A 25,917-nucleotide genomic window follows, 5' to 3' on the forward strand; every position below is an offset into this window, starting at 1 on the left:
ATGCCTATTAACACTTGGACTTATAAGAAAATGAGGTTAAGCAATGTCGAGCAATAAAAAACCATTAGTTCTGACTATTCTGGATGGCTATGGCCACCGTGAAGACCATCAGGATAACGCTATTTTGAATGCCAAAACGCCAGTGATGGACCGCTTGTGGCAGCAAAATCCGCACACGCTGATTGCTGCTTCCGGTCTGGACGTCGGGTTGCCAGACGGTCAGATGGGTAACTCTGAAGTTGGCCACGTCAATCTGGGCGCGGGTCGCATTGTTTATCAGGATTTAACCCGCCTAGATAAAGAGATCAAAGAGGGCGATTTCTTTGTTAACCCGACGCTGACCGCCGCCGTTGATAAAGCAGTAAAAGCTGGCAAAGCGGTACACATCATGGGCCTGCTATCCGCCGGTGGGGTTCACAGCCACGAAGCGCATATTCTGGCGATGGTCGAGCTGGCTGCCCAACGCGGTGCCGAGAAAATCTACCTGCACGCCTTCCTCGATGGCCGTGATACGCCGCCGCGTAGCGCCGAGTCCTCTTTGAAAATGTTTAGCGATAAATTTGCTGCATTAGGCAAAGGCCGTATCGCCTCCATTATTGGTCGTTACTACGCAATGGATCGCGATAACCGCTGGGATCGCGTCCAACTGGCTTATGACCTGCTAACTCAGGCCAAGGGCGAGTTTACCGCAGCCAACGCCATGCAGGGTTTGGCTGATGCCTATACCCGCGGCGAAAACGACGAATTTGTAAAACCGACGGTGATTCAAGCCGCTGGCGAACCCGATGCCGCTATGAATGATGGCGACGCGCTGATCTTTATGAACTTCCGCGCCGACCGCGCTCGTCAGATCACTCGCACCTTTATTAATCCAGACTTTGACGGCTTCAAGCGCGATAAAGTAGTTAACTTCGGCGATTTCGTGATGTTGACCGAGTATGCAGCCGATATCAATGCTGCCTGCGCTTATCCGCCAGCATCACTGGTTAATACCTTTGGCGAATGGTTAATGAAGCACGATAAAACCCAGTTACGCATTTCTGAAACTGAGAAATATGCTCACGTCACCTTCTTCTACAACGGCGGCGTTGAAGAACCATTTAAAGGTGAAGACCGTATTCTAGTGAATTCACCGAAAGTGGCGACTTATGATCTACAGCCAGAAATGAGTTCTGCCGAGCTGACCGAAAAACTGGTCGGGGCGATCGGCAGCGGTAAATACGATGTCATCATCTGTAACTATCCAAATGGCGATATGGTTGGTCATACCGGTGATTATGATGCGGCAGTAAAAGCGATCGAAACGCTGGATGGCTGTATTGCACAGGTTGTTGATGCAGTTAAAGCTGCTGACGGTCAGTTGCTGATTACCGCAGACCACGGCAACGCCGAGCAAATGCGCGATCCGGCGACAGGTCAGGCTCACACCGCCCACACCAGCCTGCCGGTTCCGCTGATTTACGTCGGCAATAAACCGGTTGCCGCGGTGGCTGGCGGTAAGCTTTCTGATATCGCGCCAACCATGCTGTCACTAATGGAAATGGAAATCCCGCAAGAGATGACTGGTAAGCCGCTGTTCATCGTGGAATAATCCTTTCTTATGAAGGATAAGGCGTTATTTGCACGTTTGATGGTGACTGAAAACGCAACCCCCGGCAGCAGCCAATCCCCAGTGGGCCTGCTGCCAACCCGGTTTACGCGTCGTCCGTTAGCCATACTGTACGCCAGCGTTTTTTGCGCTGGCGTCTTGCTATTGCCATTATCCAGCCAGGCTGCAGATGCTCCCGTTGCTGCAAAAACGGCCGATAACAAGAGCCAATTGAAAACTATTCAGCAAAATATTGCTGAAAAAGAGAAAAGCGTTCAGCAACAAAAACAGCAACGCAGCGCACTGCTCGATCAGCTGAAACAACAAGAAAATACTATTGCCCAAGCCAGCCGTAGCCTGCGCGACACCCAAGCCACTTTGACTGAGTTGGGTAAAGACGTCGCCAAGCTCAACGGCTCGATTGAAAAACTGCAAAGTCAGCAGTCACTCCAGCAAAATATTCTAGCTAAACAGTTGGATGCAGCCTTTAAACAAGGGCAGCACAGCGGATTGCAACTCATTCTTAGCGGTGAGGAAAGTCAGCGTAGCGAACGCATTCTGGCCTATTTCAGCTATCTGAATGAAGCCCGTCTGAAATCAATCAATACGTTAAAACAGACTCGAAGCGATCTCGCGGTGCAGAAAAAAACGCTGGTAGAAAAACAGCAACAGCAGAAATCCCTATTGAACGAACAACAGTCTCAGCAACAGAAGCTGGAACAGGCTCGTTCAGCACGTAAAAAAACGCTGATTTCTCTGGAAGCCTCGCTGGAAAAAGACCAGCAGGGTCTGGCGGAACTGAAACAGAATGAAACCCGTCTGCGCGATCAAATAGCCAAAGCAGAACGGGAAGCCAAAGCCCGCGCTGAACGAGAAGCCAAAGAGGCCGCGCGGGTTCGAGAGCAGATTAAGCTTAAAGAGCAACAAGCGAAGAAAACCGGCTCTAGCTATAAGCCGAGCGAAAGTGAGCGCTCTCTGATGGCACGTACCGGCGGTTTAGGTCGCCCAAGTGGGCAGGCTTTGTGGCCAGTACGCGGTAATGTTACACATAGATTTGGTGAAGTATTACAGGGAGAACTACGCTGGAAAGGTATGGTTATTTCCGCGCCAGAAGGCAGCGAAGTCAAAGCCATTGCCGATGGCCGCGTCCTGCTGGCCGACTGGTTACAGGGCTACGGTCTCGTCGTCGTCGTTGAACACGGTAAAGGCGATATGAGTTTGTATGGTTATAACCAAAGCGCGTTAGTCAGCGTTGGGACTCAGGTTAGAGCCGGCCAGCCGATTGCTCTGGTCGGTACCAGCGGAGGCCAGGGTGAGCCTTCTCTGTATTTCGAGATCCGTCGTCAGGGACAGGCGGTCAACCCACAACCCTGGTTAGGAAGATAGGGAATTGAATTAGGGAAAAAGCATTGCGCTATTTTAAAGCTCGCTCACTGTTTGTATTCGGCACTTTGCTGATAGCCTGCTCCGCGCAGGCAGGAAAATTATCTATTGTTATCGATGACTTCGGTTATCGCCCGCAGAACGAAAACAAAATTCTCCAGATGCCGTTACCGATCTCGGTGGCCATCTTGCCTAATGCTCCCCACGCCAAAGAAATGGCCATCAAAGCCCACAGCCAAGGGCGTGAGGTTCTTATCCATCTGCCGATGGCACCCTTGAGCAAGCAGCCATTAGAACGGGATACTTTGCAGCCTAATATGAGCAGCGAAGAAATTCAGCGCATTATTCGTCAGGCGGTAAACAACGTTCCTTACGCCGTAGGTATGAATAATCATATGGGTAGCGCAATGACTTCCAGCCTGTCCGGAATGCAAAAAGTCATGCAGGCGCTGGAACATTATCAGCTGTATTTTCTGGATAGCGTGACAATCGGCAATACTCAGGCCAGCCGGGCAGCGGAAGGCACTGGCGTTAAAGTCATAAAACGCAAAGTTTTTCTGGATGATGTGCAGAATGATGCGGCTATTCGTCAGCAGTTCAATCGCGCCATTCAGCTAGCGCGTAAAAATGGTTCGGCTATTGCCATCGGGCATCCTCATCCCTCTACCATTCGGGTATTGCAGCAGATGCTGCCGGAATTACCGTCAGATATCGTATTGGTTCGCCCTAGTGCGTTACTGAATGAACCGGTGCAGCATAATTCAGGCACGCTGACGCCAGTCAAGCCGGTTAAATCACGCGATCCGTTTAAAGACAGCAGGTTAAAAGCCATTAAGCAATGTAAAATGAAAGCGGGACATACGCCAGAGAAAATCTACGCCGACGAGATGTTTAAAATTCTGGGGGAAAGTCTGATACAAAGCCCAGTGGCGACTTTCGTGCAGCAGCGCTGGCATTTCTGGTTTAACAAAACCAAATAAAACAATGCCGGGTCATCATGCCCGGCATTGTTTATCTACCTGATAGAATCTCAGTTAGCCGTTAATCCCAGCTCAATACGACTTTCCCTGATTGACCAGAGCGCATAGCGTCAAAGCCTTTCTGGAACTCATCGATAGAGAAACGGTGAGTAATGATTGGTGTTAAATCCAGACCAGACTGAATTAATGCAGCCATTTTGTACCAGGTTTCGAACATCTCGCGACCGTAGATACCTTTAATAAACAGCCCTTTAAAGATAACCTGATTCCAGTCGATAGACATATCGGATGGCGGTATCCCTAGCATGGCAATGCGGCCGCCGTGGTTCATCGCATTCAGCAAAGTACGGAAAGCTGGCGGCGCGCCGGACATTTCCAGACCCACATCAAAACCTTCGGTCATACCCAGATCAGTCATCACGTCGTTCAGGTTTTCTTTACTAACGTTTACCGCGCGAGTGACGCCCATTTTGCGCGCCAAATCGAGGCGATATTCATTCACGTCAGTAATAACCACGTTACGCGCACCGACATGTTTACACACCGCTGCGGCCATGATGCCAATAGGACCAGCGCCGGAAACCAGCACATCTTCCCCCACCAGATCGAAGGACAATGCAGTGTGAACCGCGTTACCAAACGGATCGAAAATGGCGGCCAGCTCATCGGGAATGTTGTCAGGAATTTTGAACGCATTGAAGGCAGGAATCACCAGATATTCAGCGAATGAACCCGGGCGGTTAACACCGACGCCAATGGTATTACGGCACAGGTGAGTGCGGCCTCCGCGACAGTTACGGCAATGTCCGCAGGTAATATGCCCTTCGCCAGAAACGCGATCGCCAATGGAAAAACCTTTAACTTCCTGACCGATAGCGACAATTTTACCGACGTATTCATGCCCTACAACCATAGGAACCGGGATAGTTTTTTGTGACCATTCATCCCAGTTATAAATATGCACATCCGTACCGCAAATCGCCGTTTTAGCGATTTTGATCATAATGTCATTGTGACCCAATTCAGGCTGAGGCACATCGGTCATCCAAATGCCTTCTTCCGCTTTCAGCTTAGATAGTGCTTTCATTGAAATTCCTTATGCAATAACGCCTAGTTGTTTACCAATGCGCACGAATGCATTGATGGTACGTTCAACCTGCTCAGTCGTGTGTTCAGCAGACATTTGGGTGCGAATCCGCGCCCGACCTTTCGGCACGACCGGATAAAAGAAACCGGTAACGTAAATACCTTCCTTCAGCAACGCGTTAGCAAATTCCTGCGCTAATTTAGCTTCGCCCAGCATTACCGGAATAATCGCATGGTCGGCTCCTGCCAACGTGAAACCAGCCGCCGTCATTTTTTCGCGGAATAGACGGGCGTTAGCCCACAGGCGTTCCCGCAGAGCATCCCCTTGTTCCAGCAGAGAAAGGACTTCAATGGACGCTGCAACAATCGCCGGAGCCAATGAGTTAGAGAACAGGTACGGACGTGAACGCTGGCGCAGCCATTCCACCACTTCTTTACGGCCTGCGGTATAGCCGCCGGATGCGCCGCCCAACGCTTTACCCAAAGTACCAGTGATAATATCAACACGACCCATCACTTCGCAGTATTCATGGGTGCCGCGCCCGTTGGCACCAACAAAGCCTACTGCGTGGGAATCATCAACCATCACCAGCGCTTTATATTGATCGGCCAAATCACAAACGCCTTTCAGGTTAGCAATCACGCCGTCCATAGAAAACACGCCATCAGTGGCGATCATGATATGACGAGCGCCGTCCGCTTTTGCCTGCTTCAGTTGGGTTTCCAGCTCAGCCATATCATTGTTAGCGTAGCGATAACGCTTGGCTTTACACAGACGCACGCCGTCAATAATTGACGCATGGTTTAACGCATCGGAAATAATGGCATCTTCCGGCCCCAACAGCGCTTCAAACAGCCCGCCGTTGGCATCAAAACAGGAAGAATAGAGAATGGCATCTTCCATCCCCAGGAAGCTGGCGATCTTCTGCTCCAGCTGCTTGTGGCTGTCCTGCGTACCGCAAATAAAGCGCACGGAGGCCATACCAAAACCGTGTGTGTCCATCCCTTTTTTCGCGGCAGCGATCAGCGCCGGATGGTTAGCCAGCCCCAGATAGTTATTAGCACAGAAATTGATTACATGACTTCCATCAGCTACAGCGATATCGACTTGCTGGGCGGAAGTGATAATCCGCTCTTCTTTATACAAACCTTCAGCACGGGTAGTAGCCAGTTGTTGTTCTAGTTGTTGATAGAAAGACGCGGGCATTCGGTTATCTCCAGATTTGGCAATTTCGCCTCACATTTTACTAAGTTGCTGGCTTACTGACGAGAAACCTTGTTAGAGAATGTAAGAAATGCAGCATATATCACGGGGAACTATCCTAAAGCCCCATACAAAAAGGGCGATTACCCCCCTTCCGGCTGTGCGCTTACGCATGAAATGTTATGATGGCACCAAATAATGTGTAGGGCATTGTGCCCAACCAAGCAGATTAATAAGGGTGAACCTGATGATTATCGTCACTGGCGGCGCCGGTTTTATTGGCAGCAACATCGTTAAGGCACTGAATGATATAGGATATAAAGATATTCTAGTGGTAGATAACCTGAAAGACGGCACTAAGTTCGTCAATCTGGTCGATCTGGACATCGCGGATTACATGGATAAAGAAGATTTTGTCGCTAGCATTGTTGCCGGTGATGATATGGGCGATATCGACGCCATCTTCCATGAAGGCGCTTGCTCCTCTACCACCGAGTGGGATGGCAAGTACATGATGGATAACAACTATCAGTACTCCAAAGACATTCTGCATTTCTGTCTGGATCGCGGTATTCCATTCCTGTATGCCTCTTCAGCTGCAACTTACGGTGGCCGAACCGATAATTTCATTGAAGATCGCCAATATGAGCAGCCACTGAACGTTTACGGCTACTCAAAATTCCTGTTCGATCAATATGTTCGTGAAATTCTGCCGCAAGCGGATTCACAAATTTGTGGCTTCCGCTATTTCAACGTCTACGGACCGCGCGAAGGCCATAAAGGCAGCATGGCGAGCGTTGCTTTCCACCTGAACAATCAAATCAACGCTGGTGAAGCACCTAAACTGTTCGCTGGCAGCGAGAACTTTAAACGCGATTTCATCTATGTCGGTGACGTAGCTGCGGTCAATCTGTGGTTCTGGCAGAACGGCGTTTCCGGTATTTTCAACTGCGGAACTGGCCGTGCCGAATCCTTCCAGGCAGTGGCGGACGCCGTGGTGGAATACCATCAGAGCGGGCCAGTGGAATACATTCCATTCCCGGAAAAACTGAAAGGTCGCTATCAGGCATTCACTCAGGCCGACCTGACCAACCTACGCGCAGCCGGTTATGACAAACCGTTCAAAACCGTCGCCGAAGGGGTAAAAGAGTATCTGGGCTGGTTAAATCGCCCTATTTAAGTCATTCGCTGCAAGGAATTGATAACGGTATGAGAATACTGGTCATCGGCCCTTCTTGGGTTGGCGATATGATGATGTCGCAAAGTTTGTACCGCACCCTGAAGGCCGAATATCCGGCAGCAGAGATTGATGTGATGGCACCCGCGTGGTGCCGTCCACTTCTGGCCAGAATGCCAGAGGTGCGCCGCGCTATCCCAATGCCGCTCGGTCATGGGGTATTTAATCTGGAAGGCCGTCGCCGTTTGGGTATCGCTTTGCGCGAGGAAGCCTATGATCGCGCCTATGTCTTACCCAATTCGTTCAAATCTGCGTTAATACCCTACTTTTCCGGTATTCGTCAGCGTACAGGCTGGCGCGGTGAAATGCGTTATTTCCTGCTCAACGATATGCGCATTCTGGATAAACAGGCTTTCCCGCTGATGGTTCAGCGTTATGTTGCGCTGGCTTACGATAAGTCGCGAATTACTTCCGAAGCCGATCTGCCGCAGCCCATTCTCTGGCCGCAGTTACAGGTGCAGGATGAAGAAATTGCGGAAACCACCGCCGCTTTTAATCTCAGCGATAATCGGCCAATCATCGGTTTTTGTCCCGGTGCCGAATTTGGCCCAGCCAAACGTTGGCCGCACTACCATTACGCCACTTTGGCACAAAAACTCATTGATGACGGTTATCAAATCACCCTGTTTGGTTCTGAAAAAGACCATAAAGCGGGAGAAGATATTCGTCAGGCACTTCAGGCAGAAAGTCGCGATTTCTGCCTGAATCTGGCTGGGCAAACGACGCTGGATCAAGCGGTAATACTGATTGCCGCCTGTAGCGCCGTGGTGAGCAACGATTCCGGCCTGATGCACGTTGCCGCCGCGTTGAACAAACCTTTGGTGGCCTTATATGGCCCAAGCAGCCCAGCCTTCACACCGCCACTTTCAGATAAAGCGACGGTTATTCGTTTGATTACCGGCTACCACAAAGTGCGCAAAGGAGATGCCGATCAAGGCTACCACCAAAGCCTGATCGACATTCAGCCAGAGCAGGTTTTGGCCGCACTACAGCTGCAGTTGGCAACACAGTCTTCAACGGTAAATGAGGCGCACTGATGCACGTATTGATCATTAAAACCTCATCGATGGGTGACGTTTTGCATACGTTACCCGCTCTGACCGATGCAATGAGCGCCATTCCCGGAATCCGTTTCGATTGGGTGGTAGAAGAAGGGTTTACTCAGATTCCCAGTTGGCATCCGGCGGTGGATAAAGTGATTCCGGTGGCCATTCGCCGCTGGCGCAAAAACTGGTTTGGTAGTGATACACGGCAAGAACGCTGTGACTTCAAACGAATCGTGCAAGAGCGCAGCTATGATTTGGTGATCGATGCTCAGGGCCTGATAAAAAGCGCGGCGCTCATCACCCGCATTGCCAAGGGCACCCGACACGGCCCAGATTGCAAAAGCGCCCGGGAACCCTTCGCCAGTTGGTTTTATAACTGCCGTCATGAAATAGACAAGCAGCTACATGCCGTTGAGCGTACTCGCCAGCTCTTTGCTAAAAGTCTGGGTTATACCAAGCCGGAAACCGTCGGTGATTACGCTATCGCTCAGCGTTTCCTCAGCCAGTTACCGCCAGACGCTGGGCAATATCTGGTTTTCCTACATGCGACGACCCGTGACAGTAAGCACTGGCCGGAAAGCCATTGGCGTCAGTTAATTCAGTTGGTTCAACCTACTGGGCTGAAAATTAAACTGCCGTGGGGCGCAGAGCATGAATATCAACGCGCAGTGCGTCTGGCCGATAATTTCCCTCACGTGGAAGTGCTGCCAAAACTGAGTTTACAGCAAGTTGCCGAGGTATTAGCCGGTGCCAAAGCTGTGGTTTCCGTTGATACCGGGCTAAGTCATCTAACGGCAGCGTTAGCGCGGCCTAACATCACGCTGTTTGGCCCAACCGATCCCGGATTAATTGGCGGTTATGGTGAAAATCAGGTATCCGTTATCTCTAAAGAGAAAAGCATGGATACCATTCAAGCCAAAATTATCATGGCAGAATTGGATAAAATCATCGTCTAAGTGACCGAATCCCCTCATCTGCGCAGCCTCTCTCGCTGCGCAGTTTTCTCTTAACTCTCACTGATTACCCTTTATCAGACGAATATTTTGCCGCTCGCTTCGCTGCGGAAAATATTAATAATATGCTGTTAGTTTTTACCGTGATAATTAACTATTACATGCATGAGAAAATGATATTTAAGTAAGAATAAGTCATTTATCCGCAGCGATATTCCGGCGATTAACGAAAGTAATTAAAGGAAATCTCTAATAAAGGCGATCATCTTCATAACGACCAATGGGTTAAGCAATGTCATGAAGCACTCAGATATTTTATCTCTCTGTAATACGGATATTTTCAGGTTAATAGATAAAAAATAATCACCAATAAACTTCTCACTCTTATATGCTGTTTTTCGCCTTTTTACTGTAATCAGTCTTATTCTCGATAAGATAAAAATACCCGTTCAAACCAGGGAACGGGTTCGGTTTTTATACTGATTAATATATGAGCGGGTAAAATAGATCGGCGCTAGCCACCATTGGACATTACATAACCGGAAGAGAGCCTTTCTTCAGCAGTTATGGTATTATTCTGAATAACTCATATAAATGAATTTGATAGAATGTTGCTGCGTTTATATCAGGTACTCCTCTACCTAATCCAACCTTTGATTTGGCTGCGATTGTTGCTACGTAGCCGTAAAGCCCCTGCTTACCGTAAGCGCTGGGGAGAACGTTATGGTTTCTGTGCCGGTAAAGTGGTCTCTGGCGGCATTATGCTGCATTCCGTTTCTGTCGGTGAAACTCTCGCGGCTATTCCGTTGGTTAGAGCTTTACGCCACCGCTATCCCTCATTGCCGATTACGGTAACGACCATGACGCCAACCGGTTCTGAGCGAGTGCAATCTGCCTTTGGCAAAGACGTTCATCACGTTTATCTCCCTTATGATCTTCCCGGTTCCGTAAATCGTTTTCTCGATCAGGTTAATCCTAAGCTGGTTATCATCATGGAAACCGAGCTATGGCCAAACCTGATTAATGCGCTGCACCACCGTAAAATTCCATTAGTTATCGCCAATGCGCGACTTTCTGCACGTTCAGCCGCAGGTTACAAAAAGATTGGCGGTTTTATTCGCAATATATTGCGACGTATCACGCTGATTGCCGCGCAGAATCAGGAAGATGGTGAGCGTTTTATCGAATTGGGTCTGAAACGATCTCAGTTGACCATTACTGGCAGCCTTAAGTTTGATATCTCGGTCACACCAGAACTGGCCGCACGAGCAATAACCCTACGCCGCCAGTGGGCTGCCCATCGCCCTGTGTGGATTGCAACCAGCACCCACGACGGCGAAGAAGCCATTTTGCTGGAAGCTCATCGTCAATTGTTATTACAGTATCCAACCCTATTATTGATTCTGGTGCCACGTCATCCAGAACGTTTCCCGAAAGCGATTGAACTGACCCAAAAGGCCGGATTCAGCTACACCTTACGCAGCGGTGGCGAAGTGCCATCCAGCAGCACTCAGGTGGTGATCGGCGATACCATGGGTGAACTTATGCTTTTATATGGAATTGCCGATATGGCATTTGTCGGCGGTAGCCTGATAGAACGCGGTGGGCACAACCCACTCGAAGCCGCTGCCCACGCGATTCCAGTGATGATGGGGCCACATACTTTCAATTTCAAAGATATCTGTGCCAAGCTTGAGCAGGCCGAAGGGCTCATCACCGTCACCGATGCAGCCTCGCTGGTGAAGGAAATTAGCGTACTGCTCACCGACGAAGATTGCCGCCTCTACTATGGCCGCCATGCGGTTGAGGTTCTGCATGAGAACCAAGGGGCATTGCAGCGATTATTGCATCTGTTGGAACCTTATTTGCCGCCGCGGAGCCACTAATGAGCGCCAAAAAACGTCTGTCTGTGGTGATGATCACCAAGAATGAAGCGGATCTGCTCCCAGAATGCCTGGACTCCATTTCCTGGGCTGATGAGATTGTCGTTTTAGATTCTGGCAGTGAAGACGACACTTTGGATTTAGCTCGTCAATACGGCGCGCAGGTATACAGTAACGTTCAGTGGCAAGGTTTTGGCAAACAGCGGCAGCGAGCGCAGCAATACGCTACCGGTGACTACATTTTGATGATCGATGCCGATGAGCGCGTCACACCTGAATTAAAAGCCTCTATCGACGTGGTATTAGCGTCTCCGGATGATGATGCCGTGTATAGCTGCGGCCGCAGAAATCTGTTTTTGGGGCGTTTTATGCGCCATAGCGGCTGGTATCCGGATCGGGTGACGCGTCTGTATGCTCATCATCGATATCAATATAACGATAACCTGGTGCATGAATCTGTTGATGCCGGAAATGCGAAAGTTATTCCGCTGAAAGGGGATTTACTGCACTTAACCTGTCGTGATTTTTTTGCTTTTCAGCGTAAACAACTCAGCTACGCCGAGGCTTGGGCTACACAACGCCACCAACAAGGTAAAAGCTGTAGTTATTTCTCTATTCTTAGCCATACTCTCGGCGCTTTTTGCAAGACCTGGCTGTTCCGCGCCGGATTTTTGGATGGTAAACAAGGGTTATTGCTGGCCGTAGTTAATGCGCAATATACTTTCAATAAATACGCCGCCCTGTGGGCACTCAACCAAAAATAACGCAAAAGCGAGACGCCATGATCACCAGAGCCATTTATCCGGGCACCTTTGATCCTATGACCAACGGTCATCTGGATTTAGTCACTCGTGCGTCTTCCATGTTTGGCCATGTCATTTTGGCCATTGCCGATAGTTCACATAAAAAACCGATGTTCACACTGGATGAGCGCGTTGCATTAGCCAGCGAAGTGACAGCGCATTTGACCAACGTGGAAGTGATCGGTTTTAGCGAATTGATGGCAACCTTCGCCCAGCAGCATAAAGCGAATATTCTGGTTCGGGGTTTGCGCTCGGTATCGGATTTCGAATATGAATGGCAGTTAGCGAATATGAATCGTCATTTGATGCCTACGCTGGAAAGCGTATTTTTACTGCCATCAGAGAAATGGTCATTCATTTCCTCTTCGTTAGTAAAAGAAGTGGCGCGTCACGGCGGCGATATCACACCATTCCTTCCCGCGCCAATTACCAAGGCTTTACTGGATAAACTCTGAGTTTACCTCTGATTTAATGCTGGCAGTGACGGCAGAAAAACGTGCTGCGCTGCCCATGTTTCGCACTTTCAATCAGATGACCACAGCGCCTGCACGGCTCACCGGCTCGACCATAAACCTGTAATTCCTGCGCAAAGTACCCCGGTTTGCCATCCGACTGCAAAAAATCACGTAGCGTTGTGCCGCCCTGCTCGATAGCGCGCAGCAATACCATTTTGATAGTTGCAACTAATAATCCGACTTCTGCTTCAGTTAGCGAACCCGCTGGGCGATCGGGAGCAATACCGGCGACGAACAGCGATTCACTGGCATAGATATTCCCCACACCCACCACAACTTTATTATCCATAATCCACTGTTTAACCAAGGTTCGCTTATTGCGAGACAGGTTAAACAGGTAGGAAGCGCTAAATTCATCGCTTAACGGCTCAGGGCCGAGATGAGCCAGCACGTTGCTGGTTGCCAAATCCGAAGCCCATAGCCATGCACCAAAGCGGCGCGGGTCGGTATAGCGTAATATTTTGCCGTTACTGATCACCAAATCCACATGGTCATGTTTTTCTGCCTCGGTTTCCTCCGGCAAAATCCGCAAACTGCCTGACATACCCAAATGAATGATAATCCAGCCTTTTGGCAATTCCAGTAACAGATATTTGGCACGGCGTTGCACACTCAGTACCAGTTGATCGCTCAGAGCCAGTATTTCATCTGAAACCGGCCAGCGCAGACGGGAATTTCTGACGATGGCATATTGAATGCTGTGGCCGACCAGGTAGGGTTCAATCCCACGTCGACTGGTTTCAACTTCTGGTAATTCAGGCATTTAACCTCCGATTCAACGTGTTTACCGACCTTTATATAACAAAAAACCCGGCCGAAGCCGGGTTTTTTATTAATCCACTAAAATTATTTAATTTTAGCTTCTTTGTAGATCACGTGTTGACGGACAACTGGATCGAATTTCTTCAGTTCCAATTTTTCCGGCTTAGTACGCTTGTTCTTCGTGGTGGTATAGAAGTGACCAGTACCAGCAGAAGAAACCAGCTTGATCTTCTCGCGAACACCTTTAGCCATGATTCAGTTCCTTAATACTTCTCACCGCGGGCACGAAGTTCGGCCAAGACCGTTTCGATACCCTTCTTATCAATAACACGCATACCTTTAGCAGATACACGCAGAGTTACAAAGCGCTTCTCGCCCTCAACCCAAAAACGGTGAGAGTGCAGGTTCGGCAGAAAACGGCGTTTGGTCGCGTTCATTGCGTGGGAACGGTTGTTACCGCTCACCGGGCGCTTGCCAGTAACTTGGCAGACTCGGGACATGTCTATTCTCCAAAAATCAAATCAGCTCGAGCTTCGTATAGGGTATGGCCGCCTCGTCAGGCTTTAGAGCCCATCTCAGCAAATTCACTGAGAAGACTCAATGTCATCAGGTCAGAAACCCCTGTCACCAGGTATAAACCTGCTGAGATAGGCTCTTCACGCCAAACCCAAGATTCTCAAAGGTGGCGTAGTATACGCTCTGAAGCGTAAGTGCTCAAGTCCCGAACAGCTAAAGATCCCGAAAGGATCGAGAAAATATCTCTAAATCCAGCCTCGTTCAGCAAAAGAGACACATTCGCCACGGCCAACCACTAAATGGTCGAGCACCCTAATATCTAATAATGAGCAGGCTTTTACCACCTGCGCAGTGATTAAACGGTCGGCTTGGCTCGGTTCAGCCTTCCCCGACGGGTGATTATGCGCCAGAATCAACGCAACAGCATTAACCTTTAGCGCTTCACGCACAATTTCCCGTGGATGGACCTCTACGCTGGTGATGGTACCAGTAAACATCTCCTCATGGCGAATAACACGATGCTGGTTATCCAAAAACATCACTAAAAATATTTCCCGCTCACGTTCTGACAGCAAATTTTGCAGGTATTTTTGCGTCATTCGCGGATTTAACATCGCATTCTCTTTAGTCATATGGTCAGAAAAACATCTGGTGGCCAATTCGGAAATGGCATGAATCTGACTATATTTAGATTTTCCCATGCCTTTTTGTGCACAAAGCGTCGGATAATCCGCCGACATCAAACGATATAGAGAGCCAAATTCGGCAATTAGGTGCTCCGCCATCGCCATCACATGCAGACCCGGAATGCCCGTTCGTAAAAATATGGCCAGCAATTCAGCATCACTTAACGCCTCAGCGCCATACTTCAGTAATTTTTCTCTGGGTCCATCCCCTTTCAGCCATAGTTCCATCCTAGAACTCCCCTATTCTCAATGCCGGAGTATCATGCCATGGCCGGATTATCCTCACGACAAGCATCAATAAATCCTGCGTGACGCCACGCAAATTTCAGATTGATCGCTAACCTACGTTGCCCCCTATAGCAAAACTGCCGATGGGTTATGCTAAAATATCGCCTCTTTCGGCTTTCATTCGGACAATCATGATGACGGGACTTTCCGGCAAACATATTGTGCTCGGTATCAGTGGTGGCATAGCCGCCTACAAATGTCCCGAGCTAGTACGCCGCTTACGCGATAAAGGCGCAGACGTGCGGGTAGTGATGACAACGGCTGCCAAAGCCTTTATCACTCCGCTAACCTTGCAGGCCGTTTCGGGATATCCCGTCTCTGATGATTTGCTCGATCCTGCCGCAGAAGCCGCTATGGGCCATATCGAGCTGGGGAAATGGGCCGATCTGGTCATCATCGCTCCGGCCACCGCCGATTTACTGGCTAGAGTGGCTGCAGGCATGGCCAACGACCTGCTGACAACGCTTTGTCTGGCAACCGCAGCCCCAGTTGCCGCCGTTCCCGCAATGAATCAGCAGATGTACCGCGCGAGCGCTACACAGGCCAACCTGCAAACGCTGGGAAGCCGTGGCGTTTTGCTTTGGGGACCGGACAGCGGTAGTCAGGCCTGTGGCGATATCGGCCCTGGCCGCATGCTTGACCCATTGGAAATCGTGGCATTGGCGGAAAATCATTTTTCTGTAAAACAAGATCTGCAACATCTTCATGTCATGGTGACCGCCGGTCCTACTCGTGAAGCGCTGGATCCGGTACGTTTTATCAGTAACCACAGTTCAGGGAAAATGGGGTTCGCCATCGCTCAGGCGGCAGCGCAGCGCGGCGCTCACGTCACTTTAGTCGCTGGGCCGGTCAATCTGCCAACGCCTGCCGGAGTCACGCGCATTGATGTGATTAGCGCTCTTGAAATGCAAAGCGCCGTTCAGCAAGCCGCCCCTCATCAGAATATTTTTATTTCCTGTGCGGCCGTAGCGGATTACCGGGCGGAACAGGTTGCTGATGAAAAAATAAAAAAACAGGGTGATGAAATCACGCTGAAAATGGTGAAGAATCCAGATATTGTTGCTGGCGTCGCCGCAATGACGAAAAAACGTCCATTTGTCGTCGGGTTTGCTGCCGAAACCCAGAATGTGGAAGAATATGCGCGACAAAAACTGGTGCGGAAGAATCTGGACCTGATTTGCGCCAATGATGTTTCGCTCGCAGAGCATGGTTTTAATAGTGATACCAATGCATTGCACCTTTTTTGGCCGAACGGAGAGAAACGCTTGCCCCACAGCGATAAATCCCTGCTTGGTCAGCGTTTAATAGACGAGATTGTCAGCCGTTATGATGAAAAAAATCGACGTTAAAATTCTGAATCCACGTATTGGCACCGAATTTCCATTGCCGACCTACGCCACACCTGGCTCAGCTGGCTTGGATCTACGTGCCTGCCTGGATAGCGCAGTAGACCTGGCTCCGGGGCAAACGACTCTGCTGCCAACCGGTCTGGCTATCCACATTGGCGATACTGGTCTGGCGGCGGTAATTCTGCCGCGCTCAGGTTTAGGCCATAAGCACGGCGTGGTGTTAGGTAATCTGGTCGGCTTGATCGACTCCGATTATCAGGGGCAACTGATGGTTTCCGTGTGGAACCGTGGCCAGCAGTCTTTCACTATCGAACCGGGCGAACGTATTGCCCAGATGGTGTTTGTGCCTGTAGTACAAGCCGAGTTCAATCTGGTCGAAGATTTTGACCTCAGCGAACGCGGCACCGGTGGTTTTGGTCATTCTGGACGCCAATAACCTACCCTAAACCTCGATACCGTAAAAAAGCTATCACATAAGCCGCCTGGGCATTGTATCCAGCGCGGCCGGTGTTCAGGTTTTTGTTAATTAAGTCATTTTTAGCAAGGGTCTAATCGGACATGGCAGAGAAAGAAAATACGAAAAGGAATCGGCGCGAGGAAATATTGCAAGCTTTGGCGCAAATGCTGGAATCCAGCGATGGCAGCCAGCGGATCACCACCGCGAAGCTTGCCGCCAACGTTGGTGTTTCTGAGGCTGCGCTATATCGGCATTTCCCCAGCAAAACCAAGATGTTCGATAGCCTGATCGAGTTTATTGAAGATAGTCTTATGTCCCGCATTAATTTAATTCTGCAAGACGAAAAAGAAACTTTTAATCGTCTCAGGCTTATTCTATTGCTGGTTCTTGGGTTTGCCGAACGCAATCCAGGGCTAACCCGAATTATGACCGGACATGCTTTGATGTTTGAGCAGGATCGTTTACAGGGCCGGATTAATCAGCTATTTGAACGTATTGAAGCTCAGCTACGTCAGGTATTACGAGAAAGAAAGCTACGGGAAGGTCAGGGCTTTGCACATGATGAAACCCTGCTGGCGACGCAATTGCTGGCTTTTTGTGAAGGGATGCTGTCTCGCTTTGTTCGCTCCGAATTCCGCTATTTGCCAACGCAAGAGTTCGATGCCCGCTGGCCGCTAGTGATGGCGCAATTACAATAGGTGACGGCCAATAGTCAGTCACCGCAAAAAGTAAAAAGGGCCAATTGGCCCTTTCGTCTTTGCACTTTGTTTTCAGCAAAATGGCTTAAACGCCGTAATTCTCGCGATAAACACGAACCGCGGCCAGATGATCGGCCATTTCCGGTTTTTCTTCCAGATAGGTAATCAAATCATTCAAAGTCACGATAGAAATGACTTTGCAGTGATAATCCCGTTCCACTTCCTGAATAGCTGAAATTTCACCGCGGCCACGTTCCTGACGGTCTAACGAAATCATCACGCCCGCCAGAGAAGCGCCCTGCGCGCCGATAATCTCCATGGACTCACGAATAGCGGTACCCGCGGTAATCACATCATCAACCAGCATCACACGCCCTTGTAACGGGCTTCCCACCAGGCTGCCACCTTCACCGTGATCTTTCGCTTCCTTACGATTAAAGCAGTAAGGAACATCGCGCTGATGGTGTTCTGCCAATGCTACCGCCGTTGTGGTAGCAATAGGAATCCCCTTGTACGCAGGGCCAAACAGCAGATCAAACTCTACGCCACAATCCATCAGGGCTGCCGCATAAAAACGCCCCAATAACGCCAGATCCAGCCCGGTGTTAAACAGTCCTGCATTAAAGAAGTAAGGACTGATCCGCCCTGACTTCAGGGTAAACTCGCCGAACTTCAAAACCTGTTTGTTAAGCGCAAACTCAATAAAATCGCGCTGATAGGCTTTCATTGGTGTATCTCCTTTCCAGATTAGTGACTGCTGTGGTCAGTTACCGCATCTATCCTCGATAAAATGCTCTCAGGCAACCGGGTATAAAAAAGGCGACTATCAGGTCGCCTTTATAAAAATTATTGTTCCAACGCCGCTTTCTGCGCCTGGAAGATGGTTTCTATTCCTCCCCGCGCCAAAGCCAGCAACGCCAGCAACTCTTCATGGCTGAACGGTTCGCCTTCTGCGGTGCCTTGCACCTCAATCATTCGACCATCTTCCATCATCACCACGTTCATATCGGTTTCTGCTGCAGAATCTTCCACATATTCCAAATCGCACAGGGCCTCACCTTTTACGATACCGACAGAGACAGCGGCGACCAGCCCTTTCATCGGGTTAGCTTTCAGTTTACCTTTGGCAACCAATGCATTAAGCGCATCGGCCAGTGCCACACAGGCACCGGAGATAGACGCAGTACGAGTGCCACCGTCAGCCTGAATCACGTCGCAGTCTAAAGTGATGGTGAATTCACCCAGTTTTTTCAGATCTACCGCCGCACGCAGTGAGCGGGCGATCAGACGCTGGATTTCCAATGTACGGCCACCCTGCTTGCCTTTAGCGGCTTCGCGCGGGTTACGGCTATGCGTTGCACGCGGCAACATACCGTATTCAGCGGTGATCCACCCTTGTCCCTGCCCTTTAAGAAAACGCGGTACGCCTTCTTCAACGGTCGCGGTGCACAATACTTTGGTATCGCCAAACTCAACCAACACGGAACCTTCAGCGTGTTTCGTATAATTACGGGTCAGGGTTAATGGACGTACTTGTTCTAGTGCTCGGCCTGCTGGGCGCATGGGAATTCTCCGGCGTTAAATCGATATTGGTCGCGCATTATACGGCCTTAGTGATGTAATGCCTATCCTGCCTGAGGCTGCGAGGCTATAATCCCTGCATCTTTTCTTTGAAACGGGTACGCAACGATGATCCGCAGCATGACCGCCTACGCCCGGCGTGATATTAAGGGTGAATGGGGCAGCGCAGCCTGGGAGCTGCGTTCCGTTAACCAACGTTATCTAGAAACCTACATTCGCCTGCCAGAACAGTTCCGCAGTCTGGAACCGGTCATTCGCGAGCGTATTCGCTCCCGTCTGACTCGAGGCAAAATTGAATGCCATCTGCGCTTCGAGATGGATCCTACAGCACAAAGTTCACTGATCCTGAACGAAAAACTGGCTAAACAGCTGGTTGAAGCGGCGAACTGGGTCAAAATGCAAAGCGACGAAGGCGAAGTCAATCCGCTGGATGTGCTGCGCTGGCCGGGAGTGATGTCTGCTGAAGAACAGGATTTGGATGCTATTAGCACCGAACTGATGCAAGCGCTGGATATTGCTCTCGATGACTTTATTGTTGCCCGCGAATCTGAAGGTGCAGCGCTGAAAGCCATGATTGAGCAGCGCCTGGATGGCGTAAGCGCAGAAGTGGTTAAAGTCCGAGCTCATATGCCAAACATCTTGCAGTGGCAGCGTGAGCGTCTGCTAAGCAAATTGGAAGAAGCACAGGTTCAACTGGAAAACACCCGTCTGGAGCAAGAGTTGGTGCTGATGGCGCAGCGTGTCGATGTCGCTGAAGAGCTGGATCGCCTGGAAGCTCACGTGAGAGAAACGCATAATATTCTAAAGAAGAAAGAGGCCGTTGGTCGCCGTCTTGATTTTATGATGCAAGAATTCAACCGTGAATCGAACACGCTAGCGTCAAAATCTATTAATGCGGAAGTCACCAATTCAGCAATTGAACTGAAAGTACTTATAGAGCAAATGCGCGAGCAGATTCAGAATATCGAGTAACTTCTCACCGCATGGCAAGATAATAGAAAGCCTCTAAAGCCCGTAATCTGGACTGACCCTATAAAAAGTTGGACAGTCCAGATTACGGGCTCATTAATATCCAGATTGACTTTATTCACCGATAAAACGTAAGTTCCAATTAAATACGCTGTAGTTAAACATGTAGCGTATGGCGACATACGTAATAATCAGGGTAGCGACGACAGCCTCAAAGGTAGCCAGATAATAAAGTTGGTAGCTGTAATCTTGTACTAATTCATACTTGCTCACCAAATCCGCTAATTTATATAACGCTGTCGCACCAATTGCCATTGGGAAGGTAAACGCAGCATAACCCGGGCTAAACGGCAATTTTAGTAAACGGAAGAATGACATGTAAATTACGCAAGTCATTAATATCGCAATACCGAACAGTAATGCACATACCAGTAAAGAAGGATTTGGCACTACGGTTAAATAACCTGCCAAACTAAGGCTCGCAGGAGCAGCCATAATCGCAATGGTTGGCTTCGCTGCATCCGGAACTTCGCGGCAGAACATAAAACGATAGATCATCAGCGGCAGCATACATGCGTAACTCAACATACCGATGACTAACAATAAATACGCAACACCCATAAAGGCCTGATTAGGCACCGCAACGTCAGCCACAATAATCCCAACGGGCGGAACAAACCAACTCGGCACCATATGATGCATTTCTATTTCTTGGATCCGATGATAAATAAATACCGCAAGAAAAATCAGGTGCACTACTACCGCCAGTGACCACAAGATCTCACCCGCCAACATACTCAAATTGCCCAAGGCTTTGGAAACCACCATACACCCCATGGTAAAGGTAGGAACCACGCTACCCACCACAGGATGTTTTAAATCTGATAATAAAACTCTGAAGTGAAAAATAAATTTACTGGCTACGGCAAGTAGCAGCACCGATGCGATTATCGCCCCGATATTTTGACCTAAACCGTTTAAGGGTAATGCATTTTCCAGGCACCAACCTATACTTGAAATACCCAGTGCCAGACCGGCGATAGGCGTCGGTAATCCTCTGATTTTACTATGTATAATTTCTAACATGTTACCGCCAAAAGCATAATCTACATAAATGAATAGGGCAAATATAGATACTCACCTTTGTTTAGGATATCCTTTTTTTATTGACTTAGCGTTTAGAAGAAATAAACAAATGGATATCACGTTGAAGCAATTGAAAGTTTTCCTAGCGGTAGCGCAAAGCGGCAATTTAACGGTCGCAGCCTCCCAATTGTTTATGACGAAAGGAGCTGTCTCTCAAACCTTGGCTGAGTTAGAAAAACGTCTGGGCCAAACCCTATTCGATCGTCACCACGCTCGTATATTTATTAATCCGGAGGGGGAAAAATTAATCTCAGTGGCTGATGAGCTGCTTTCAAGAATGAAAGACATCAATACATTATTTTCCGACAGCGCCAGCGTTCACAATTTATTTTTGGGTTGTAGTAAAACCATTGGCAGCTATATTTTGCCTGCACTTTTAGGTGAGTTTAGAAATAGCTATAACTGGTTGCCTAAAATAGCTATTGAAAACACTAACGATATTCTGAGTAAGTTACTCAAATTTGAAGTAGATTTGGCTATTCTTGAGGGAAATATCAATAATAAAGATATCTTGTCTACCCCATGGTTAACAGATGAAATGGTCGTTATCGCAACCAAAGATCACCCTCTCGCATACGAAAAATCAGTCCCGTTCTCAGTATTGAGTCAGCAGTCATGGATATTGCGTGAGCAAGGTTCGGGTAGCCGCAGTTATTTTGAAAATCATCTGGCACCATTGTTATTGCAGCCGAAGGTCATTTTATCTTTGGATACTTTCGATTCAATTTTATTTTCTGTTCAACAAAATTTGGGAATCACCTACGCTTCCCGGCTTATCATCCAAAATCCTTTTTTTCACGACCATTTCTCAGTAATCAAAACAGAAACCCGTTTTTTCCGCTCGATAAGCCTCTGCCACCATCGACAAAAATATCTATCTAATGGTGCTCAACAGTGGATCAATTTTCTGATTCATGCAGGTAAACGACTTGAGTTTGCACGAAATAATCAGATAGAGAATTGATTATTAGTTATGTCCAAAACTGGATATAAAATAGCAAAAAATATTACCTGTATTCTCAAAATTCATAGGCCAGATAAGGGATATCCCATCTTCGGTAAGTCAGTAATATTCGAATTCTTTGGAAGATCTCGGTCAATTAGTTTGTTTATAAAAGCAGCATAATTAATAAATCAGCAACAAAAAAATGAACCAGTAGTATCTATGGCTAAATTAATAATCTTAATCGATATTAAATTTATCTTTAAGCCAAAAAGATCGTAGAATAATCTATAGAGAACCAATGGAAAAACCTGTCAAAAAGGCGTGTTTCAAACGCTGATTTATTGCTCTTTATTGCATTAGGATTTTAGGTAACCAAATAAAAAATAATGTTTTTCTCCAAGTATTCCTCCCAATCAATCTGTGTCAGTCTACAAATCCGTAGGCCTAAAGGCAATTCGTTCATTTACGGCTACTATTTATGGTCAGGCAGAGTAAGAAATTAAATAAACATTTTATTGGCTTGAGCCTAATCATCCTGCACTACTATTAATCAGTACGGCAGATTATCACTATGACAGGGCATGTCTTGGCGAAATGTATCTTTTCATACAGGTTGCTGTATCCAAGATGCATATGAACTTTTCGGGGTATCTCTCATGTTCGTAGATCAAGACACATCGATCCTGGACACTTACTTTGGCACCCATAGCCCCTATTGGCGCTTGGCTTTTGATAGCCAAGCCTTGGAACTCTCCGCCGTAAAAGGCACGACCAATATTGCCGTTCCTCTTGATTCACTTCAAACAGCGAAAGTCCGCGCACTGACAGCCATTACTTCCAGCCTGGAAATCAGTATTTCTATCTATGGCAATCCAGTTCATTTGCATCTGGTAGGACGAAAAATTAATGACAAGGAATGGGGAGGAACAGCTTCAGCATATTCAGATACTGAAGCTGTCGCGCGCGATCTGGTGATGGGATTGTCCTTTGCCGAACAAGTCGTTTCCGAAGCTAACTCGGTTATTGTCATTCTGGATAAAAATGGCTCCGTACAACGCTTTAATCGTTTGAGTGAAGAATACACTGGCAAAAAAGAACAAGACGTCATCGGTAAGAATGTTTTTGAATTATTTATGACACAGAAAGAAGGCGCATCCTCGCGTAAAAACATTGAAGGTTTTTTTAAAAGAGGTGCTTCTTATGAAGTGGAACGCTGGGTTAACACGGTAAAAGGAAAACGCCTGTTTCTTTTTCGTAATAAATTCGTGCACAGCGGCAGCGGTAAAAACGAACTTTATTTAATCTGCTCAGGTACAGATATTACTAAAGAGAGACGAGCACAGGAACGCCTGCGTGTGCTGGCGAATACCGATATGATTACCGGTTTGCCTAACCGCCACGCTATTCATGAGCGAATCAACAGTGCGATTCAAACTCGCGGAGACGACGCCGTAGGGATTATTTATCTTGATCTGGATAACTTCAAAAGAGTTAACGACCACTATGGCCATATGTTTGGCGATCGGCTGCTAAAAGATGTGTCACTTTCGATATTGAGCTGCTTGAAAGAAGATGAAATGCTCGCCCGTTTGGGGGGAGATGAGTTTATCGTTCTTATTGAAGATACGACGCTTTCTGCCCTCGAAAATGCCGCCCAACGTATTCTCGACCAAATGCGAGCCCCCTTCCGTATCGGATTGATTGAAGTTTATACCGGATGTTCCATTGGGATTGCGTTATGCCCACAGCATGGCGAAACGCTGGAAAATATCATCCGCAGCGCGGATACCGCGATGTACACGGCAAAAGAACTTGGCAAACGGACTTATTCTGTCTTTTCTCCGGAAATGAATAAGAAAGTGTCTGAATACATTTGGCTGGATACCAATCTGCGTAAAGGCCTGGAACAACATCAGCTTGTCGTATTTTATCAGCCAAAAATCTCAACTCGAACCGGTAAAGTCCTCAGCGTAGAAGCATTAGTTCGCTGGCGATCAACCGAGCGGGGTTTAGTTCCACCGCAAGAGTTTATCTCATATGCGGAAGAATCCGGTTTGATTGCTCCTTTGGGTCAATGGGTATTACAAACGGCTATGCAGCAAGCCGTTGACTGGCAAAAGAAAGGCATAGATTTAAGAATTGCAGTCAATGTTTCAGCCCGCCAGTTGGTGAATGAAGCGATTATTACCAGCTTTATTAAATCGCTGGAAACCTGTGAATTGACCTCCAGCTTAGTTGATGTCGAATTAACAGAAAGCTGTCTGATTGATGATGAAAATGCAGCGATTAACATTATCAAAAAGCTCAAAGAATTGGGTGCTGAAGTCCATCTGGATGATTTTGGTACCGGCTATTCTTCACTTTCCCAGTTAGCACGTATTCCTATTGATGCAATTAAATTAGATCAGAGCTTTGTGCGCGGAATAGATAAAAATCAGGTCGCGCAGTCTTTAGTTAAGGCAATCTCCGTTGTCGCCGAAACGCTCCAAATGCGAGTTATTGCAGAAGGCGTTGAAACAATAGAGGAAGAGAATTTCCTAGATTTGTTGAGCATAGATGAAAAGCAGGGATTTCTTTATGCCAAGCCAATGCCCGCAGAAGAACTGGAGCATTGGCTGAGCAAACATACCCCGCACTTTCCAAGTAATTTAACGGGAAAAACCTAACCTAAATCGCTTTTGGCATGGTGGATGTACGCCGATCCTGTAGCATGACCAGGCGTTCAATATAAGCCAGATCTTTAGCTTCGATGGAGAAAACAGAGTCCACCCAATCTTCGGTTATATCCATCAATTCTGAACGCGTCAGCTGCAAAACGCGTTGGCGTGTTCGTATCATTGCGCGCATACCGTTTAATTTTGGTCGAATAGTATCAATGAAGGTGCGAGTAGCCATATAAGCATCCCCCGGCTGAAATAATTTATCCACCAATCCGCGACTTTCATACCATTCTGCCGCATGTGATTCCCCGCTCCAGATAAGCTCCTCGGCAACACGCATACCGGCTTTTCTAGCCACCAGCGAGTATCCTCCCATGCCTGGGAACAGATTAAAGGCTATTTCCGGAAACCCCATTCGGGCAGTGGTCTGCGCTAAAACAAAGTGATGTGCCAGCGCAGCTTCAAAACCACCACCTAAAGCGCTACCTTCAATCATGGCGATTGAGATTGCTCCGGTATCAAACCCGCGGGAGGCGGAATGAACGCAATCCACGCAGGCTCTAGCGTAAGCCATTAATGTTTCACGCTTGCGGTTTTTTATCATCTGAGCAAAGAAACTTAAATCACCTCCAACATTAAACATATGTGGAACAACCGAACCTGTAACCCAGAAGTCGATAGGCAGTTTTGACTCTTTTGCTGCCTGCGCCAGTGTCATAATATTTTCAATTAACTCAAGGTTAAAACACGGACGTGGATTCGCTCGTAACAGCATCCACATGGTATTTCGCTCTTCTTCATAATAAGCAGAGACTTGCGATAGATGCCCAGCTTCGGTAAATGGGCGGCAGCTTGGGAGATTAATCATTTTCATATATTCCATCCAATAAGTGATTTCAACACAGGTAAGCCTCTCGGCTAATTCAGCTTGCTTGAGGTCGATTTCCCCTCAAATAAGGCAAGCAAATAAATAGTGAGTCACTGGATGAAAAAAGGGAGGATATATCGATATATAAAAGAATAATGGTCAGTTAGATACGACATTTAAATATAAAAACACAGTTTTAAAATCCACCCTCGGAAATTTTGTTGGCATTTTCTACATCGCAACAGGCTTTAATCGAATTAGTTTTATACTTCTTTGGCTTGTAAATTAATCTATTCAATCTAATAAAGCCCAA

General features: G+C 47.9%; 25 protein-coding genes. 15 read left to right on the forward strand and 10 right to left on the reverse strand.

What is annotated here, in order from left to right; translation table 11 throughout:
* Positions 1–43 precede the first annotated feature (43 nt).
* Genes gpmM through PL78_RS07985 form a run of 3 tightly spaced genes read left to right on the forward strand, consistent with a single transcriptional unit; the run spans position 44 to position 3,951 of the window.
* Positions 44–1,591: a 2,3-bisphosphoglycerate-independent phosphoglycerate mutase gene (gene gpmM, locus PL78_RS07975; protein WP_064514587.1), complete on the forward strand. Its 1,548-nt coding sequence runs from the start codon at positions 44–46 to the stop codon at positions 1,589–1,591.
* A gap of 9 nt (positions 1,592–1,600) precedes the next feature.
* Positions 1,601–2,974: a murein hydrolase activator EnvC gene (gene envC, locus PL78_RS07980; protein ID WP_064514588.1), complete on the forward strand. Its 1,374-nt coding sequence runs from the start codon at positions 1,601–1,603 to the stop codon at positions 2,972–2,974.
* A 23-nt stretch (positions 2,975–2,997) separates the two neighbouring features.
* The gene (locus PL78_RS07985; RefSeq protein ID WP_064514590.1) at positions 2,998–3,951 is read left to right on the forward strand and encodes a divergent polysaccharide deacetylase family protein; all 954 of its coding nucleotides are present in this window, start codon (positions 2,998–3,000) and stop codon (positions 3,949–3,951) included.
* A gap of 61 nt (positions 3,952–4,012) precedes the next feature.
* Here the strand turns inward: PL78_RS07985 and tdh are convergent, their stop codons facing one another.
* Together tdh and kbl are read right to left on the reverse strand one after the other, a co-directional pair.
* Positions 4,013–5,038, reverse strand: coding sequence for an L-threonine 3-dehydrogenase (gene tdh, locus PL78_RS07990; RefSeq protein ID WP_064514592.1), 1,026 nt, complete (start codon positions 5,036–5,038; stop codon positions 4,013–4,015).
* Positions 5,039–5,047: 9 nt separating this feature from the next.
* Positions 5,048–6,244, reverse strand: a complete 1,197-nt coding sequence (gene kbl / locus PL78_RS07995) for a glycine C-acetyltransferase (RefSeq protein WP_064514594.1) — start codon at positions 6,242–6,244, stop codon at positions 5,048–5,050.
* A gap of 244 nt (positions 6,245–6,488) precedes the next feature.
* Here kbl and rfaD point away from each other — a divergent pair, with 244 nt between their 5' ends.
* The 6 genes from rfaD (at position 6,489) to coaD (ending at position 12,618) form a co-directional block, all read left to right on the forward strand.
* On the forward strand, positions 6,489–7,421 hold the full coding sequence (gene rfaD, locus PL78_RS08000) for an ADP-glyceromanno-heptose 6-epimerase (RefSeq protein ID WP_064514596.1): 933 nt from the start codon (positions 6,489–6,491) through the stop codon (positions 7,419–7,421).
* A 29-nt stretch (positions 7,422–7,450) separates the two neighbouring features.
* Complete coding sequence (rfaF, locus tag PL78_RS08005; protein WP_064514598.1) at positions 7,451–8,515, forward strand: ADP-heptose--LPS heptosyltransferase RfaF; 1,065 nt, start codon at positions 7,451–7,453, stop codon at positions 8,513–8,515.
* Positions 8,515–9,480 carry a lipopolysaccharide heptosyltransferase RfaC gene (gene rfaC, locus PL78_RS08010; RefSeq protein WP_064514600.1) on the forward strand — a complete coding sequence of 322 codons (966 nt, stop codon included), beginning with the start codon at positions 8,515–8,517 and terminating at the stop codon, positions 9,478–9,480. Before rfaF ends, rfaC begins: the two co-directional genes overlap by 1 nt.
* 605 nt (positions 9,481–10,085) lie before the next feature.
* On the forward strand, positions 10,086–11,363 hold the full coding sequence (gene waaA / locus PL78_RS08015; protein WP_064514602.1) for a lipid IV(A) 3-deoxy-D-manno-octulosonic acid transferase: 1,278 nt from the start codon (positions 10,086–10,088) through the stop codon (positions 11,361–11,363).
* Positions 11,363–12,124: a glycosyltransferase family 2 protein gene (locus PL78_RS08020; RefSeq protein ID WP_064514605.1), complete on the forward strand. Its 762-nt coding sequence runs from the start codon at positions 11,363–11,365 to the stop codon at positions 12,122–12,124. Before waaA ends, PL78_RS08020 begins: the two co-directional genes overlap by 1 nt.
* A 17-nt stretch (positions 12,125–12,141) precedes the next feature.
* Positions 12,142–12,618 carry a pantetheine-phosphate adenylyltransferase gene (gene coaD / locus PL78_RS08025; protein WP_064514607.1) on the forward strand — a complete coding sequence of 159 codons (477 nt, stop codon included), beginning with the start codon at positions 12,142–12,144 and terminating at the stop codon, positions 12,616–12,618.
* A gap of 13 nt (positions 12,619–12,631) precedes the next feature.
* Here the strand turns inward: coaD and mutM are convergent, their stop codons facing one another.
* The 4 genes from mutM to radC all read right to left on the reverse strand — a co-directional run bounded on the left by mutM (position 12,632) and on the right by radC (position 14,870).
* Positions 12,632–13,441, reverse strand: coding sequence for a bifunctional DNA-formamidopyrimidine glycosylase/DNA-(apurinic or apyrimidinic site) lyase (gene mutM / locus PL78_RS08030; RefSeq protein ID WP_064514610.1), 810 nt, complete (start codon positions 13,439–13,441; stop codon positions 12,632–12,634).
* Positions 13,442–13,524: 83 nt separating this feature from the next.
* On the reverse strand, positions 13,525–13,692 hold the full coding sequence (rpmG, locus tag PL78_RS08035) for a 50S ribosomal protein L33 (RefSeq protein ID WP_004392084.1): 168 nt from the start codon (positions 13,690–13,692) through the stop codon (positions 13,525–13,527).
* A gap of 11 nt (positions 13,693–13,703) precedes the next feature.
* Positions 13,704–13,940, reverse strand: coding sequence for a 50S ribosomal protein L28 (rpmB, locus tag PL78_RS08040; protein ID WP_032816691.1), 237 nt, complete (start codon positions 13,938–13,940; stop codon positions 13,704–13,706).
* 261 nt (positions 13,941–14,201) lie between these two features.
* Positions 14,202–14,870, reverse strand: a complete 669-nt coding sequence (gene radC, locus PL78_RS08045; RefSeq protein WP_064514612.1) for a RadC family protein — start codon at positions 14,868–14,870, stop codon at positions 14,202–14,204.
* Between the two features lie 191 nt (positions 14,871–15,061).
* Here radC and coaBC point away from each other — a divergent pair, with 191 nt between their 5' ends.
* The 3 genes from coaBC to slmA all read left to right on the forward strand — a co-directional run bounded on the left by coaBC (position 15,062) and on the right by slmA (position 17,434).
* The gene (gene coaBC, locus PL78_RS08050; protein WP_064514614.1) at positions 15,062–16,279 is read left to right on the forward strand and encodes a bifunctional phosphopantothenoylcysteine decarboxylase/phosphopantothenate--cysteine ligase CoaBC; all 1,218 of its coding nucleotides are present in this window, start codon (positions 15,062–15,064) and stop codon (positions 16,277–16,279) included.
* Positions 16,257–16,715 carry a dUTP diphosphatase gene (gene dut / locus PL78_RS08055; RefSeq protein ID WP_064514616.1) on the forward strand — a complete coding sequence of 153 codons (459 nt, stop codon included), beginning with the start codon at positions 16,257–16,259 and terminating at the stop codon, positions 16,713–16,715. Before coaBC ends, dut begins: the two co-directional genes overlap by 23 nt.
* A 122-nt stretch (positions 16,716–16,837) precedes the next feature.
* Positions 16,838–17,434, forward strand: a complete 597-nt coding sequence (gene slmA, locus PL78_RS08060) for a nucleoid occlusion factor SlmA (RefSeq protein WP_049601457.1) — start codon at positions 16,838–16,840, stop codon at positions 17,432–17,434.
* A gap of 85 nt (positions 17,435–17,519) precedes the next feature.
* On the opposite strand, the gene pyrE is transcribed toward slmA, so the two are convergent.
* Positions 17,520–18,161: an orotate phosphoribosyltransferase gene (gene pyrE, locus PL78_RS08065; RefSeq protein WP_064514618.1), complete on the reverse strand. Its 642-nt coding sequence runs from the start codon at positions 18,159–18,161 to the stop codon at positions 17,520–17,522.
* Between the two features lie 119 nt (positions 18,162–18,280).
* Positions 18,281–18,997 carry a ribonuclease PH gene (rph, locus tag PL78_RS08070; RefSeq protein WP_049601453.1) on the reverse strand — a complete coding sequence of 239 codons (717 nt, stop codon included), beginning with the start codon at positions 18,995–18,997 and terminating at the stop codon, positions 18,281–18,283.
* A gap of 126 nt (positions 18,998–19,123) precedes the next feature.
* Here rph and PL78_RS08075 point away from each other — a divergent pair, with 126 nt between their 5' ends.
* Positions 19,124–19,987 (forward strand): YicC/YloC family endoribonuclease, encoded by an 864-nt coding sequence (locus PL78_RS08075; RefSeq protein ID WP_064514620.1) that lies wholly within the window; start codon positions 19,124–19,126, stop codon positions 19,985–19,987.
* Positions 19,988–20,098: 111 nt separating this feature from the next.
* Here the strand turns inward: PL78_RS08075 and PL78_RS08080 are convergent, their stop codons facing one another.
* Positions 20,099–21,070, reverse strand: a complete 972-nt coding sequence (locus tag PL78_RS08080; RefSeq protein ID WP_064514622.1) for a TDT family transporter — start codon at positions 21,068–21,070, stop codon at positions 20,099–20,101.
* Between the two features lie 109 nt (positions 21,071–21,179).
* Between PL78_RS08080 and PL78_RS08085 the strand changes: the two genes are divergently transcribed.
* Positions 21,180–22,094 carry a LysR substrate-binding domain-containing protein gene (locus PL78_RS08085; protein ID WP_064514623.1) on the forward strand — a complete coding sequence of 305 codons (915 nt, stop codon included), beginning with the start codon at positions 21,180–21,182 and terminating at the stop codon, positions 22,092–22,094.
* A 638-nt stretch (positions 22,095–22,732) separates the two neighbouring features.
* Positions 22,733–24,742 (forward strand): cyclic di-GMP phosphodiesterase, encoded by a 2,010-nt coding sequence (pdeR, locus tag PL78_RS08090; protein ID WP_064514625.1) that lies wholly within the window; start codon positions 22,733–22,735, stop codon positions 24,740–24,742.
* Position 24,743: 1 nt separating this feature from the next.
* Here the strand turns inward: pdeR and PL78_RS08095 are convergent, their stop codons facing one another.
* Positions 24,744–25,610 carry a crotonase/enoyl-CoA hydratase family protein gene (locus tag PL78_RS08095; RefSeq protein WP_064514627.1) on the reverse strand — a complete coding sequence of 289 codons (867 nt, stop codon included), beginning with the start codon at positions 25,608–25,610 and terminating at the stop codon, positions 24,744–24,746.
* Between the last annotated feature and the right edge of the window lie 307 nt (positions 25,611–25,917).

The sequence above is a fragment of the Yersinia entomophaga genome (assembly GCF_001656035.1).
GTDB classification, from domain to species: Bacteria; Pseudomonadota; Gammaproteobacteria; order Enterobacterales; family Enterobacteriaceae; genus Yersinia; species Yersinia entomophaga.

Bases quoted from the DNA above. Each gene is read 5' to 3' on its own strand.
- kbl (WP_064514594.1), bottom strand. From the start codon at position 6,244: ATGCCCGCGTCTTTCTATCAACAACTAGAACAACAACTGGCTACTACC.
- tdh (WP_064514592.1), bottom strand. From the start codon at position 5,038: ATGAAAGCACTATCTAAGCTGAAAGCGGAAGAAGGCATTTGGATGACC.
- PL78_RS08075 (WP_064514620.1), top strand. From the start codon at position 19,124: ATGATCCGCAGCATGACCGCCTACGCCCGGCGTGATATTAAGGGTGAA.
- rpmG (WP_004392084.1), bottom strand. From the start codon at position 13,692: ATGGCTAAAGGTGTTCGCGAGAAGATCAAGCTGGTTTCTTCTGCTGGT.
- rfaD (WP_064514596.1), top strand. From the start codon at position 6,489: ATGATTATCGTCACTGGCGGCGCCGGTTTTATTGGCAGCAACATCGTT.
- rfaF (WP_064514598.1), top strand. From the start codon at position 7,451: ATGAGAATACTGGTCATCGGCCCTTCTTGGGTTGGCGATATGATGATG.
- rfaC (WP_064514600.1), top strand. From the start codon at position 8,515: ATGCACGTATTGATCATTAAAACCTCATCGATGGGTGACGTTTTGCAT.
- pyrE (WP_064514618.1), bottom strand. From the start codon at position 18,161: ATGAAAGCCTATCAGCGCGATTTTATTGAGTTTGCGCTTAACAAACAG.
- rpmB (WP_032816691.1), bottom strand. From the start codon at position 13,940: ATGTCCCGAGTCTGCCAAGTTACTGGCAAGCGCCCGGTGAGCGGTAAC.
- slmA (WP_049601457.1), top strand. From the start codon at position 16,838: ATGGCAGAGAAAGAAAATACGAAAAGGAATCGGCGCGAGGAAATATTG.
- envC (WP_064514588.1), top strand. From the start codon at position 1,601: ATGAAGGATAAGGCGTTATTTGCACGTTTGATGGTGACTGAAAACGCA.
- radC (WP_064514612.1), bottom strand. From the start codon at position 14,870: ATGGAACTATGGCTGAAAGGGGATGGACCCAGAGAAAAATTACTGAAG.
- PL78_RS08080 (WP_064514622.1), bottom strand. From the start codon at position 21,070: ATGTTAGAAATTATACATAGTAAAATCAGAGGATTACCGACGCCTATC.
- PL78_RS08020 (WP_064514605.1), top strand. From the start codon at position 11,363: ATGAGCGCCAAAAAACGTCTGTCTGTGGTGATGATCACCAAGAATGAA.
- pdeR (WP_064514625.1), top strand. From the start codon at position 22,733: ATGTTCGTAGATCAAGACACATCGATCCTGGACACTTACTTTGGCACC.
- rph (WP_049601453.1), bottom strand. From the start codon at position 18,997: ATGCGCCCAGCAGGCCGAGCACTAGAACAAGTACGTCCATTAACCCTG.
- gpmM (WP_064514587.1), top strand. From the start codon at position 44: ATGTCGAGCAATAAAAAACCATTAGTTCTGACTATTCTGGATGGCTAT.
- coaBC (WP_064514614.1), top strand. From the start codon at position 15,062: ATGATGACGGGACTTTCCGGCAAACATATTGTGCTCGGTATCAGTGGT.
- dut (WP_064514616.1), top strand. From the start codon at position 16,257: ATGATGAAAAAAATCGACGTTAAAATTCTGAATCCACGTATTGGCACC.
- PL78_RS08085 (WP_064514623.1), top strand. From the start codon at position 21,180: ATGGATATCACGTTGAAGCAATTGAAAGTTTTCCTAGCGGTAGCGCAA.
- waaA (WP_064514602.1), top strand. From the start codon at position 10,086: ATGTTGCTGCGTTTATATCAGGTACTCCTCTACCTAATCCAACCTTTG.
- mutM (WP_064514610.1), bottom strand. From the start codon at position 13,441: ATGCCTGAATTACCAGAAGTTGAAACCAGTCGACGTGGGATTGAACCC.
- coaD (WP_064514607.1), top strand. From the start codon at position 12,142: ATGATCACCAGAGCCATTTATCCGGGCACCTTTGATCCTATGACCAAC.
- PL78_RS08095 (WP_064514627.1), bottom strand. From the start codon at position 25,610: ATGAAAATGATTAATCTCCCAAGCTGCCGCCCATTTACCGAAGCTGGG.